Annotated in this window: 12 protein-coding genes and 1 pseudogene; 1 reads left to right on the top strand and 12 read right to left on the bottom strand. The window is 33.3% G+C overall.

Translation table 11 applies throughout. The annotated features are described in order from the left end of the window. Window positions 1-30: 30 nt before the first annotated feature. Genes cbiD through hemB form a run of 12 tightly spaced genes read right to left on the bottom strand, consistent with a single transcriptional unit; the run spans window position 31 to window position 12,409 of the window. On the bottom strand, window positions 31-1,113 hold the full coding sequence (cbiD, locus tag V7Q02_RS02300) for a cobalt-precorrin-5B (C(1))-methyltransferase CbiD (protein WP_333859348.1): 1,083 nt from the start codon (window positions 1,111-1,113) through the stop codon (window positions 31-33). 15 nt (window positions 1,114-1,128) lie between these two features. Next, on the bottom strand, window positions 1,129-1,752 hold the full coding sequence (locus tag V7Q02_RS02295; protein WP_333859347.1) for a precorrin-8X methylmutase: 624 nt from the start codon (window positions 1,750-1,752) through the stop codon (window positions 1,129-1,131). A 7-nt stretch (window positions 1,753-1,759) separates the two neighbouring features. Continuing rightward, a complete protein-coding gene (locus V7Q02_RS02290) occupies window positions 1,760-3,082 on the bottom strand; it encodes a cobyrinate a,c-diamide synthase (RefSeq protein WP_333859346.1) in 1,323 nt (440 codons plus the stop codon). A gap of 17 nt (window positions 3,083-3,099) precedes the next feature. Continuing rightward, window positions 3,100-4,587 (bottom strand): cobyric acid synthase, encoded by a 1,488-nt coding sequence (locus V7Q02_RS02285; RefSeq protein ID WP_333859345.1) that lies wholly within the window; start codon window positions 4,585-4,587, stop codon window positions 3,100-3,102. Next, window positions 4,572-5,432 (bottom strand): sirohydrochlorin cobaltochelatase, encoded by an 861-nt coding sequence (locus tag V7Q02_RS02280; protein ID WP_333859344.1) that lies wholly within the window; start codon window positions 5,430-5,432, stop codon window positions 4,572-4,574. The genes V7Q02_RS02285 and V7Q02_RS02280 overlap by 16 nt, the downstream gene beginning before the upstream one ends. An 11-nt stretch (window positions 5,433-5,443) precedes the next feature. Beyond that, complete coding sequence (cobA, locus tag V7Q02_RS02275) at window positions 5,444-6,916, bottom strand: uroporphyrinogen-III C-methyltransferase (protein ID WP_333859343.1); 1,473 nt, start codon at window positions 6,914-6,916, stop codon at window positions 5,444-5,446. Window positions 6,917-6,944: 28 nt separating this feature from the next. Beyond that, window positions 6,945-7,817 (bottom strand): hydroxymethylbilane synthase, encoded by an 873-nt coding sequence (gene hemC / locus V7Q02_RS02270; RefSeq protein ID WP_333859342.1) that lies wholly within the window; start codon window positions 7,815-7,817, stop codon window positions 6,945-6,947. Further along, window positions 7,814-8,665, bottom strand: coding sequence for a GHMP family kinase ATP-binding protein (locus tag V7Q02_RS02265; protein ID WP_333859341.1), 852 nt, complete (start codon window positions 8,663-8,665; stop codon window positions 7,814-7,816). Before V7Q02_RS02265 ends, hemC begins: the two co-directional genes overlap by 4 nt. Window positions 8,666-8,713: 48 nt before the next feature. After that, window positions 8,714-9,712: a cobalt-precorrin 5A hydrolase gene (gene cbiG, locus V7Q02_RS02260; RefSeq protein WP_333859340.1), complete on the bottom strand. Its 999-nt coding sequence runs from the start codon at window positions 9,710-9,712 to the stop codon at window positions 8,714-8,716. Window positions 9,713-9,741: 29 nt separating this feature from the next. Continuing rightward, a complete protein-coding gene (locus V7Q02_RS02255) occupies window positions 9,742-10,281 on the bottom strand; it encodes a cob(I)yrinic acid a,c-diamide adenosyltransferase (protein ID WP_333859339.1) in 540 nt (179 codons plus the stop codon). Window positions 10,282-10,337: 56 nt separating this feature from the next. Further along, window positions 10,338-11,405: a pyridoxal phosphate-dependent aminotransferase gene (locus V7Q02_RS02250; protein WP_333859338.1), complete on the bottom strand. Its 1,068-nt coding sequence runs from the start codon at window positions 11,403-11,405 to the stop codon at window positions 10,338-10,340. Window positions 11,406-11,440: 35 nt separating this feature from the next. Next, window positions 11,441-12,409 (bottom strand): porphobilinogen synthase, encoded by a 969-nt coding sequence (hemB, locus tag V7Q02_RS02245; protein ID WP_333859337.1) that lies wholly within the window; start codon window positions 12,407-12,409, stop codon window positions 11,441-11,443. Between the two features lie 445 nt (window positions 12,410-12,854). Between hemB and V7Q02_RS02240 the strand changes: the two are divergent. Next, a pseudogene (locus tag V7Q02_RS02240) lies at window positions 12,855-13,450 on the top strand (hypothetical protein); the annotation flags it as partial.

Here is a 13,450-nt window from a genome sequence, read left to right as displayed (position 1 = left end):
CCTTAAATTTACTTAACTTATAAGCTAACTTTAAATTCTATTCCTTCCATCCCACAGCACTCCGCTCTCCATACAATACATAATTATCTCAGCCTCTAAGGCTCCATAAGTAAATTTTTCTATTCTTTCTTTTATTTTTTTACCTATTCTCCTATATATATCCTTATGCTTACTACCTATAATTTTAACTGCACTTTCTGTGGTCTTTTCATTATACACAGCTTCCACAATTTTTCTATCTGCTCCCATAAGAGCAAGTTCAAGAGCCATAACTTCCAGCCTTACATCACACACCCTGCTGTGGGTATTAAAACACCCTGCAGAAATTTTTGATATTTTTCCTATATGTCCCACCATAAGTATTTTCTCTATTTTATATTCTACACAACAGTCCAAAGCAAATCCCACATAATTGGACATTATAACAGCTTTTTTTATATTCAATCCAAGCTCCCTTGCTTTATTTTCCCCCATATTTCCAAATAAAAGTATCAAATCCTTATATCCACTGGCCGCTTTTTGAGAAATTTCCAGTTTTATAGACTCTTTCAAAGCTTCCTGGGACATAGGCACTACTATTCCTGTAGTCCCTAAAATAGATATGCCCCCTACTATGTTTAGTCTTGGATTAAAGGTTTTATGTGCAATTTTCTCTCCTTCTGGAACAAATATGGTTATCACAACGCCCTTTCCCCGAGGCAGAACTTTTTTAACTTCTCTTTCTATCATGACTCTTGGCACAGGATTTATAGCAAAATCACCTTTTTTTACATATAATCCTTCCCCTTTAACTATCCCTACACCTACACCTGCCCTCAGCATATATTCTTCTTTACTTTTCTCAGCCCTTGCCCATATTTCAATTCCATTTGTTACATCCGGGTCATCTCCACTATCCTTTATTACACAACACTCCACATAGTCTACACATCTTTTTACGCTTTTAATATGCAAATCCAGTTCTATATTTTTAGGAGTATCTATACTTATATGTTCTAAAACTTCTTTTGAATAGAGCATTCTGGTTGCAGCCTTTGCTGCAGCCGCTGCACATGAACCTGTGGTATAACCACATCTTAAATTTTTCCCTCCACAATTCACATATAAATCCATATTTATTACTCCTTATTACCTATTTACCAACATATATAAAAGAGAATTTATAATTGCTGCCGCTACGGTGCTGCCTCCTTTTCTCCCTCTTACTGTAATCACAGGCAGTTTAAGTTCTTCAAAATCTTTTTTGGACTGTGCTGCACCTACAAACCCCACAGGAACAGCTATTACAAAGGATGGACTGCACTTCCCCTCTTCGATCAATTCTTTTAATTTATATAGTGCGGTGGGAGCATTTCCAATTACAAAGAAATTTATCCCCTCCCCTGCAGCCTTTTCCATAGCTGCCATAGAACGAGTTATCCCCCTATCCTTTGAAATTTTGGCTACCTCATTATCTGCTACATAACATATTGCACTGCAATTTAAAGTTTTTAATGCTTTTTTATTTATGCCTGCCAAAATCATATTTGTATCCGTATAAATTTTAGTTCCTTTTTTCAAAAGCTGAAGGGCACTTTCTATAGCCCCCTGTCTGATATACACTAAATTCTTATATTCAAAATCCGCAGTGGTATGTATTACTCTCTTTATTATAAGCAGTTCTCTATGGGTAAAATTGTTATCTCCCATTTCTTCTTCAATAATTTGAAAACTTTTTTCTTCAATTGCTCTGGGGTTTTTAATATAATCCATAAAAATTTCACTTCCCTTTTGTAGTAACCAAATATTTGAAAAAACTCATATTCCCAAAAAAATGCACATGGGCATAAGCTGCTAGGGTGTTATTCTTCAAATAACCGCATCTCCACTTTTTTTCCTTTCCATCATAGGTATTTTTAATCAATGTATATATGGTATCCTCTTCTGTTTTTAAATAGGACTTATGAAATTCATGGCAATTTACTTTTATACCTTTTGGAAATATATGATTGGAATTTTCAATTTTAATTTGTGCATATCCAAAATTACAGAGTTTTGTACCCATATAGGCATTCCCTTTTAAAAATCCCACTACACCGGTATCTTCTATACTTTCCATAAGATATATAAGTCCCCCACATTCTGCATAGCATCTTGTGCCCTTAGTTAATACAGCGTTTATATTAGATAACAACATTTTATTGGCACTTAACTCTTCTTTAAATACTTCAGGATAACCCCCTCCAAGGTACAAAAAATCTATATTCTCCGGTATCTTTTTATCTTTTAAAGGACTGAAATATTCTACTTCCCCCAACTCCTCCATAAGTTCAAGATTTTCCTTATAGTAAAAATTAAAAGCCTTATCCTTTGCCACCGCAATCTTAAAATCTTTTCTTTTTACATGATAAGTATCCTTAAATTCATAGGTTTTTGAAAAATATTTCAATAATTCATCTACATTAATATATTTTTCAATCATCTGGCTGCATATTTCAATTTTATCCTTCAGTCCTGTCACTTCACTGCTTTGTACAAGTCCCAAATATCTGCTTTTTAAAGTCAGTTCATCATCTTTAGGAAGGCAACCAAAAACTTTGATTTTTTCCTTAAAATTTTTTTCAATTATGGTTTTTAAAAGTTTATAGTAATGTTCATTTATGTTATTTAAAATAATCCCTGCTATGTCTATATCTTCAAAATTCAAAATACCGCTTATTTCAGCACATAGGGTAACACTTTGGGCCTTGGGGGTAAGCACTAGTACTACAGGTATATTTAAAACTTTACTTACAGAAGCCGTAGAATAATCTGAAGTTATACCTTTTCCATCATAAAGTCCCATTACTCCTTCAATTATGCCATAATCTCCACTACCTCTTTTATAGGAAGCTTTAACCCCTTCTTCCCCCATTAAATATAAATCTAGATTTCTTGAAGCTTTTCTTGTTATATATTCATGAAATGCTCCATCTATGTAATCAGGACCTACTTTATACCCTTGCACCGAAAATCCCCTTTTTATAAGTGTTCTCATAAGTCCCAAAGTCACTGTAGTCTTCCCTCCCCCGCTGCTATTGGAGGATATAATTATACTCTTCATATTCTTACTCCACAAACTCACTTTTTAATATCAAGTATATTGTACATATTTTTCATGTCCAAACTATTTCTTACTATATCAGCTAATTTGTCAATTTCTTTTTCCCTTAAATTCTCATAGACTAGTGACTTTTTTTCTTTTATTCCTTTTTTAATTCTTAATTTATTCATTATGTGCTGTCTCAGTTCAGTTCCATCAAAAATCCCATGAATATAAGTACCCATGACATTTCCTTCTAAATTAACGGCTCCTTCTTTAAAATCACAGCTGCGGCCATTTTTACAAGTTATCTCTATTAGAGGTTTTGCCCTCTTTCCATAATTACATATGCCCATATGGATTTCATACCCATAAATACTAATATCTTTACATAATCCAGCTATCCTGCCCTTAACTCGGGTGGTCACCTTTTCCTTTTCAAATACAGTACTTATATCTAGAATATTCATTCCATTTACAGCTTTAAATTTTGTTTCCACCCCTAAAGGATCTTCTATATATGTGCCCAACATCTGATATCCTCCGCATATCCCAAATATAAAACCCCCTCTATTTGAATACTCTTTGATTTTGTCTTCTATTCCCACCTTTCTTATATAAACTAAATCCTCTATGGTATTTTTGCTTCCTGGTATTACGAGAAAATCCGGATTCCCAAAATCATCTTCACTTGTTATGTAGCGCAGTGAACTATCCTCTTCAACTTTTAGGGGTTCTACATCTGTAAAATTTGAAATGTGAGGCAGCTTTATTACTGCTATATCAACAGGTGCATTAATTTTTGTATTAAAATCCACTGCACTGTCCTCATCCTCTAAAACCAACTTAAAATATGGAACCACCCCTATACAAGGCACTTTTATTTTCTTTTCTATCATCCATAAACCAGGCTTTAGTATTTCCACATCCCCTCTAAATTTATTAATAATAGTTCCTTTTACTCTTTTCCTCTCTTCTTCAGTGAGAAGCATCATGGTGCCTAAAAGTGAAGCAAATACCCCTCCCTTATCTATATCCCCCACCAAAATCACAGGAGAATTCACAAGTTTTGCCAATCCCATATTTACAATGTCGTTATCTCTCAGGTTTATTTCAGCAGGACTTCCTGCCCCTTCAATCACCATTATGTCAAATTCACTTTCCAGCATTTCAAAATCCTTTTTTAACATGGGTACAAATTTTTTTTTCATGTTGTAATATTCTCTGGCACTTGCATTACAATAAACCTCTCCCTTTATAATAACCTGACAGTTTTTATCTGTGGTAGGTTTTAAAAGTATGGGGTTCATATACACTTCCGGTTCAAGGCCCGAAGCATAAGCCTGAAGCACCTGTGCTCTTCCCATCTCCCCGCCATCTAAGGTAATATAGGAATTTAAGGACATATTTTGAGACTTATAGGGACATACTTTAAATCCATCTTGCTTGAAGATTCTGCATAAAGCTGCAGCAATTATACTCTTGCCTACAGAGGAAGCGGTACCCTGAATCATAATTTTTGGCATTCATATTCCTTCTTTCCCTGAAGTATATAATCATACTTTGAATCTATAACGTCTTGTATATGGGATATATAAATATTTTGAAATTTTCCAATCTCTCCTAATCCATGAATATAGGCTTCCACATCAAATCCTTGCCTTACTAAAATGTTTTTCCATGAGTCTTCTTCCTCGCCAGCCATATCTATTCTGGCATGATTTCCGGCTACCAGCATAAGAGGAATTAATTTAATCTTTTTACGTTCTCTTCTAGAAAAAGTACAACTTCTGTTTATATTACTGACTATAGTACCAAAATCAGGATATCCCTCTACATTGGCAATAAAACAGTTGTTAAACCCTTTTTCCCTTAAAACAAGCTGAAAACAGGAGTAACAAGCATTGGCCCAGTGGGTACTGCCATGCCCCATTAATATGCTCAAATTATCCTTTGGAATTATATCTTTAATTGCCTCTGCCATGATATCATAGTCATCTGGAATCTCTCCATCTATCCCCTTATAAAACAACACCGGTCTTCCAACTTTTATTTCTTTAAAACTTCTGTTATATCTCTCAACCACTCTTAAAATAAAATCGTATTCTCCTCCTGGAATTATATGAAGCGGCTGTACAATTACCTGTTCAAAACCATCATTTTTTAACTTTTCCAGGGCATCTTCAGGTGTGTCTATCATTATTTTATCCCTAGACTTTAATGTACTTATTATTTTATAAGCTGTAAAAGCCCTTCTTATCTCATAATCTTTAAATTCTTTCCTTATTTTATTTTCAATGACATCAATGGTAAGTCTTCTTGTATTTTCATAAGTAGTTCCAAAGCTGATTACTAAAATTGCCTTTTTCATATGATCACTTCCTAATCCCTATGTTTTTTAATCTGTAAAAGCTTTTCAATCATACCCTCTGTTGTAAATTCATCACTAATAAAACTAGATATACCATACTTCTTTAATTCTTTAAAAGTAAGGGGACCTATGGATATATTCATCTTTTCTCGTAGCTTATCTGTGCCAAAAATATTTATCATACTTCTTACTATAGAAGGGCTGGTAAAAAATACAACATCTACTTCATCTAAGGATTTTAGGTTAAATACCTCCCCCTGCACTGGTTCATAAATATGTACCTCATCCACCAAACATCCAAAATCAATTAAAGCCTGTGCCACATTTCTTCGTGAGAGCCTGGAACATGGTATCAATATTTTCTGAGATTTTTTAACTTCTTTTATAAGTATTTCCCTTAAGCTTTCACTTACAAATTTTTCAGACTTTATATCTGCACATATACCCTTTTCCATTAAAGCTCTTTCCGTAGCAGAACCTATTACTGCAAACTTCCCTTTTATATTTCTTATATCATATCTTTTTTCTTTTAAATAATTAAAAAATATATTTACACTATTTACACTTGTCATAACTATAAAGTCATACTCTGGGAGTTTATGTATATACCCTTTCATATTTTCTGAGGTATTCCAAATTTTTATTGCATTGATTTCCGTTACTTCCGCCCCTAATTTGATTAATTTATCTTTAATTTTATAAGACTGTTTCCTGCTTCTTGTGATGCACACATTGGTGTCATATAACTCCATGTTATTGTACCAGTTTAAATATTTATTAAGAGAAACTACTTCTCCAACTACAATAATACAGGGGGCTTTAAGTTCCTCCTCCTTAGCTTTTTTTACTATATTTGTCAAATCCCCTGTAACCATCCTTTGTTTTGAGGTTGTTCCTCTCATTATCACTGCTGCAGGAGTATTCTTGTCTTTACCATTTTCTATAAGTTTTTTAAATATTTCTTCTATATGCTCCATTCCCATAAGAAAAACCAGTGTTCCAGAAAGCTTTGAAATATATTCCCACTCAAGACCTTCCCCATCCCTGGTCATAGCTGTAAAAACATGAAAACTTCTTGAAATTCCCCTATGGGTAATAGGTATTCCACTATAACTTAAAACAGCTATGGCAGATGTAATTCCCGGAATAACCTCAAAGGGAATATTTTCCTTACTTAATATTATGCCTTCTTCTCCTCCTCTTCCAAATACATAAGGATCTCCTCCTTTTATTCTTCCCACTATATGTCCTTCTTTTGCAAGTTTAACAAGCATATTATTTATTTCTTCCTGAGTTCTATAGTGACAACCTGACTCTTTTCCGCAGTAAAATATCTTGCAGTTTTTATCCAGATATTTAAGCAGTCCCTCTCCCGTCAACCTGTCATATAATACTGAAGTACATTCTCTTAAAACTCTTAAAGCCTTTAAAGTAATCAATTCTTCATTTCCAGGTCCTGCCCCTATCAAATACACTTTTCCCATAGAAACATTTACTTCCTTTCAATTATAATTAACCTCTTAGGACTTTTTTCCCCAAACTTTCTCCTAATCTGATATAGTCCCACTTATTACCACATACATCTTTTTTTACAAGTCTACTGCCAACTTGAAAGATACCTGTTATGTTGAGAATTTCACCTTCAATTACAGAATATGCTCCTACAGGAATATGACAATCTCCTTGAAGTTTCTTTAAAAAACTTCTTTCTGCCTCTACACCTATTCTTACATCTTTATTGTCTATCTTGCTTAAAATACTTGAATATTCACTATTTTTTAGAATCTCTACTCCTATAGCTCCTTGTCCCACTGCAGGAATAAATTTGAGAGGATCGAAATATTCTGTTATAACTTCTGACATGCCAAGCCTTTTAATCCCCGCTGCAGCAAGAACTATACCATCTAATTTTTCTTCTTTCATTTTTCTTATCCTTGTTTCTATATTTCCTCTCATAGGAACTATTTCTATATCATTCCTTAAACTTCTTATCTGCACTGCCCTTCTTATACTGCTGGTGCCTATCAATGCTCCTTTTGGAAGCTGTGAAAAACTTATACCTTCAGGAGATATAAAAACATCCCTTACATCTTCTCTTACAGGCATTGCAATTATTTCAAAGAAATCCAATAGCTCATTTGGCATATCCTTCATACTGTGTACCGCTGCATGGGCATGTTTTTTCATTAATACCTTCTCAATATCCTTTACAAAAACTCCCTTTCCCCCAATTTTGTTTAAAGATACATCCAGCTTTCTATCTCCCTCAGTTTTTATAGAGACTTTTTCGCACTGCATCTTAAACTTTGAAGTCAATAAATTTATTACATAATCTGTTTGTGCCAATGCCAGCTTGCTTTTTCTTGTAGCAATTTTAAAACTCAAAATAATACCTCCATAAGTTCCTCTTTATCAATGGTTTCAAGTTTATATACCTTATAACCCGAGATAAATCCGATACCGCCCCTTGCTTTATCCAAATCTTTTAAACTTTCATAAATTATAGCAAGACAATCTCCTGTATGGGCACCTATAATACCGAGCCCCCCCGTGGAATCCTTAATATTCACAACTTGAGGCAGTATGTTATATTTAAGTCTGTTTTCATTTCTCAATATGCTCTCTGTGGATGCCAAAGCCACCTCCTTTAAACTTTTTCTCATAAAACCCCTTTTAAATATATTTATCAAATCTTCTACATCATTTAAGGGTTCATCTGCCTTATTGTTGAATTCTACAGTGTCTACCATTTTACTCCCTTCAAATACCAAAAGATAAAATTTAAAATATTCCCCTATACTTTCCTTAAAAGTTCCTTTCTTATAATCAAATAAAGTAATACCGTGAAATATTATACTGTCTGTAGGTTCAATTTCAATACAACAGTCTATTAATTCCTTTTCATTAAATGTTCTGTGAAAAAGCTTTAAAAGTGCATAATAAGTAGCACATAGATCCGCAGTACTGCTGGCAAATCCCTTTCCTTTTGGAATTTGAGAAATTATGGTCATATCCAAATTTTTTTCATAAAAATCATAATTCCATCTTTTCAAAATGATTTTCATAAACTGCATGCTTTTGGGATAATTATATTTAAAAATGGGAAAATATCTTTCAAATAAAGTTACCTTGGTAAAAAAATTTATAGGACAAGATATCAATACGTCTTTTCCTCTAAAATTGCCCTGTATCATTTCACCTATGCTGCCCGGATAACTGGCAGTAGCTTTCATGTTTTCCCTCTCCCCCTTATATATCCAAAAATTATAATTGTGAATTGTTCATCGTGCATTATATATTTCTTTCCCTATACATAAAGTCATTCCTGATAAATTAAGTTTATTAACTAGAATTTTACCTCTTGCCAGTTCCACACAGGGCTCACATACTGCCTTCACTCCTACACGCTCCTCCACAAAATTACTTCCCTTATATTTATGTTCAACAGATTTTATATCTTCTTTAGTGAAAGTTTTGAATTGTGCCTTTAAAAATTTTGCAAGTTCTATAATAGCCTTTTCTTCTCTTTTAATATCATAGGATGTAACTATTTTAACAGCTCTTTCATCTATATTGTATTCTCTAAGCTTTTCTCTTACTGTATTTTTCATATTCTGAACGGAATAATCCTTCCTGCATCCAATCCCAATAATTATATTTTTTCTTATAAGTTTAAGAGAGACTATTTTATCAAAAGACTTAAAATAGTTTAACTTATTTGTCACATATACAACTCCACAGGACTCTTCCAGATTATATCTGTAACCCTTTGGTGTACCAATAATATTTTCCTCATCTTCAAAAGCAATATTCTCTCCTTCTACCATAAGAGCTGAAATACATTTTACATCTCCAATGTTATCTATTATAAGGTCATTTTCCTTTGCAATAATGTCTGGTGCCTTTAAATCCAGATTATCTGTTGCAGTGGTAATCACAGCCTCTGCATTTATTATTTCAGCTATTTTTCTAGAGAGTTCATTGGCACCACCTAAATGGCCGCTCAAAAGACTTATAACATATTTTCCCATTATATCCACTACAATGACTGCCGAATCTTCACATTTATTTTTTATAAAAGGTGAAATGGCCCTAACTGCTATACCTGTAGAACACACAAAAATTATTGCCTCATAAACTTTCATAAGCTTTTGTGAAATTTTTACAATGTTAAAGTTTTCAATTTTACTTTTAGAAAATACATCTATAGGTATACTAGCTTCTATTTTTTTGCCAATTATATCTCCATGTTTATTTAAACTAACGAGTGCTATATCCATATTAAAATCTCCCTTAAAAATCCTTAACTTTAATATTCTATACCTTCCCTTGCAAATATACCTTTATCTATATAATGTTTTATGCTTTTCATTTCTGTTACAAGGTCTGCTTTTTCTACAATTTGCTGTGGTGCATCCCTTCCAGTGAATATAAGCTCCATATTATCTGGTCTTTTATCTATGAGTTCAGTTATTTTCTCTATGGATATAATTCCATTTGAAATTACAGCCATAATCTCATCCATTATTAAAATATCACAGGTATTATTCTCAACGGTTTTCAAACAAAATTTATAAGCCTTTTCCACTTCTTTTTTTAATTCTTCTTTTTTACTATCATTTAATGTCCAGAAAAAACCTTTTTTCTTTTCAAACCTATATATATTAAAATTACTTCCTAATTTTTTTACACTTTCAATTTCCCCTGTTTTAGAAGTCTTGAGAAACTGAACCATATATACCTTATAGTTATTTCCCACAGCCCTTAATGCCAATCCTAAAGCTGCTGTAGTCTTCCCTTTTCCATCTCCTGTATATATCTGGACAAACCCTTTTTTCAACTTACCCATTCCTTATTCCATCCCCTTTTTAAATGGAAATTTTACTTTCATTCTTCCCTGAAAATCTAGCATACAGGATAACTGTTCCTCTGAAAATGTCTTAAAACAGTTAATAGTTTTTCATTGGAGCTTCTGTCTTTTATTGCAAGCCTTATAAACCTTTTATCAAGTCCCCTGAAATTGCTGGCTTTTCTTATGATTATTGCCCTATTTATACAATAATCATACACTTGCTCTTCACTCACATTTCTTATTTTACATAATATAAAATTTGCATGGGTTTCAAATACCTTTTCAATAAAATACAATTTTCCAAGTTCTTCTGTCATAAACTGCCTTTCCTTGTTAGCTACTACCCTAGCTTTATGAATATAATTTAAATCCTTTAAACAATACTTGGCAGCCACTTCCGCAAAACAATTTATATTCCAGGGATTTTGTCTGCTCTTTATCCCCTGTAAAATACTTTTATTTTTAGTTATACCATACCCAAACCTTATACCGGGCAGGGCAAAAAATTTAGTCATTGCCCTTATTATAAAAATGCTTTCATATTGATCTATCTCATCTATAAAACTAAATTCAGTTTTTCCTGTAAACTCAATAAAGGTTTCATCTAAAATAATAACTTTATCATTATTTTCACAGAAATCCAATATAGGTTGAAATTTCACCTTATCAATTACTCCTCCATTTGGATTATTGGGATTTCCAATTATAATTGAATTCAACTCCACCATTTTATCCATTATATCATCATAATCAATTTCCATATTAGAAGATAAATAAGAAAACTCAATTCTGCAGTTCCATCTTTTTGCATCTATCTCATATTCCCCATAGGAAGGAACCACAATAAGTATGCTTTTAAATAAGCCTATGGACAGATCAATAAGTTCAGATGCACCATTTCCTAGTAAAATATCTGCTCCCCTGCATCCAATATACTCTTCTATATATTTTATCAAATTCCTATATTGAATATCAGGATAAACAGCCATATTTTTTATAGCTTCTTTTATATTCTCCAAGAAAACTTCAGGAACTCCCAAGGGATTAATATTGGAACTATAATCCAATAACTTTTTCCCTTTAAGCACTCCCTCCGTGTAAATATCCCCTCCATGAATCATAAACCTATACCTCCTTTTTAGCCAATACTAAACAATCAAACCCTTCTAATCCACTTTGCCGCATCTATTGCATGATAGGTTATTATTATGTCTGCTCCTGCCCTTTTAATAGACGTGAGGGTTTCAAGTACTATAGATTTTTCATCTATACTTCCCACAGCTGATGCAGCTTTAATCATGGCAAATTCTCCGCTTACACTATATGCTGCTATAACATTATTAAATTTTTCTCTTGTCATTTTTATTATATCCAGGTAAGGCAAGGCTGGTTTTATCATAACTATGTCCGCGCCTTCTTCAATATCTTCCTGAATTTCAAGCATAGCTTCTCTGCTATTTCCAGGATCCATCTGATAGCCTTTTCTATCTCCAAATTCAGGACAGCAATCTACAGCTTCCCTGAAAGGTCCATAGAAAGCAGAAGAATACTTGGCACTATAAGCCATAATGCCTACATCTTTGTAGCCATTTTCATCTAAAATATTTCTGATTGCTCCTACTCTTCCATCCATCATATCAGAAGGTGCCACCATATCTGCCCCTGCCTTTACATGGGAAAGTGCTATTTTAGCTATATATTTTAATGTTTCATCATTATCTACAAAGCCATCTACTACTATGCCGCAGTGGCCGTGGCTGGTATACTCGCACATACACACATCTGTAATAACCCAAATATCCGGTGCAATTCTTTTTATTTCACCTACTGCCCTTTGAACTATACCTCTATCATCATATGCCCCACTGCCTACTTCATCCTTATGATCCGGGATTCCAAAAATTATTACCCCTCTTATCCCTGAAGTTACTATATCCTCCATTAATTCGTTAAGTCTATCCAAAGACCAGTGAAAATTTCCTGGAAGAGATTTTATCTCTCTTTTTATATTTTCTCCTTCTACCACAAATAAAGGATAAATCAAATCTTCCCCATTCAATACGGTTTCCCTTACCATACTCCTTATTGCATTATTTTTTCTAAGTCTTCTATATCTTTTGAACATATTTTTCCCTCCATAATCAACATATTACTTCATCACGACATAATTTATCCGAACACTACCATTGCTAACACCCCCAGCTTCTTTAAAGTGGGGGGATAAGCACTGCTACGTGCCTGGATAAGTTCTTCCCCTAAAGAATAACTTATTCTAAGTGCTAAAGACATCAAGAATACTGTTAATAAGGTTCAGATGGAGAATAGTATTTCTCTTAAGCAAACTCCACCTGAACCTAAGAATCACTTGATATTTCATACATAGTAACACAAACTAATATTTTTATACACATATTTATATAACAATTTTACTTTTAGAAGCTAAAATTTCTAAATTTAAAATATGTGTATAAATAATGTTTCACATATTTTTCACATAAACACTTGACATTTACACAACAATTTTGGGTTATAGTTAAGTTAATAAGAAATTAATAGAAGGAGTGAATTATATGAAAACTAAAAGTATTAAGAGTAAAGTTATTGCAGGTCTTGTTGCCGCTGGTATAACACTATCTAGTGGTAACATAGCATTTGCTGCCCATATGACAGGTACAAATAATAATATAAAAACACAATTAGATACCTTAGTAACTGCTGGTACAATAAGCTCTGATGAAGAAACTGCAGTATTAGAAGCTTTAACGCTTTCAGATAAAGGTGGCGACAATAATCAAGGCAATGGTGATAAACACAATAATACCAATTTTATAAAATCTGTGCTAGATGCTCTAGTAACCGCTGGTGCAATAACTTCTGATCAGGAAACTGCTATAGAAGAAGCTCTTGCTTCAGCAAAAGACCCTTCCACTATAAAAACACAGCTAGATGCCCTGGTAACTGCTGGTACAATAACTTCTGATGAAGAAACTGCTATAGAAGAAGCTTTAACGCCTTCAGATAAAGGTGGCAGCAATAATCAAAGCAATGGTGATAAACAAGATAATACTGATTTTATAAAATCTGCACTGGATGCTCTAGTAACCGCTGGTACAATAACTTCTGATCAGGAAACTGCTATAGAAGAAGCTCTTGCTTCAGCAAAAGA

The sequence above is a fragment of the Clostridium sp. genome (genome assembly GCF_036781005.1).
Lineage (GTDB): Bacteria > Bacillota > Clostridia > Clostridiales > Clostridiaceae > Clostridium_B.
This window is presented reverse-complemented; position numbering and strand designations above follow the sequence as displayed.